The sequence below is a fragment of the Brevundimonas sp. genome (genome assembly GCF_036659295.1).
Taxonomy (GTDB): Bacteria; Pseudomonadota; Alphaproteobacteria; order Caulobacterales; family Caulobacteraceae; genus Brevundimonas.
This window is the reverse complement of the sequence record NZ_JAVXCU010000184.1, coordinates 1-536: the sequence shown is the minus strand read 5'-3', so window position 1 is coordinate 536 and position 536 is coordinate 1. Positions and strand designations below refer to the sequence as shown.

Here is a 536-nt window from a genome sequence, read left to right as displayed (position 1 = left end):
CGCCGCCGCCACGGAGGCCGCTCCGGCCGCCGAGGGTGCGGCTCCGGCCACGACCCAGGCGACCCCGGCCGCCCCGCCGGCCGCGACCAGCGCCCCGACGGCGTAAGCGTCAGACATTCGTGACGACGGGAAAGGCGGCCTTCGGGTCGCCTTTTCTGCGTTTTGTGGTCAGGTCCCCCTATCCGCTCATCCCCGCGGAGGCGGGGACCCAGTGAGAGCCACGGACACACCGACAAGACTTCGGTGCAGCGGATGCAGCCAAAGGACTGGGTCCCCGCCTCCGCGGGGATGAGCGGATTATTGTGGCTTAGATCCGCCGGAACACGGCCGAGGCGAAGCCTTCGCCGGTCAGCCGGGCCTCGACTTCGGCCAAGGCTTCGATGACCACGCCGCCGTGGGCGCCGGTCGCGTGGATGACCTGATCGGCGTCGACCATGATGGCCGAGTGGCCGGTCCAGTCGTGATCGCGGTTCGGGGCCATCCAGACGACCAGATCGCCGCGCTGGGCGGCGTCGCGGGCGATGGGACGACCGAGG

Annotated in this window: 1 protein-coding gene; it reads right to left on the bottom strand. The window is 71.1% G+C overall.

Translation table 11 applies throughout. The features are described from left to right. Positions 1–307 precede the first annotated feature (307 nt). Positions 308–536: peptidoglycan amidohydrolase family protein (locus RSB01_RS14260; RefSeq protein WP_332625784.1), on the bottom strand; the 229-nt coding region annotated here is incomplete at its 5' end.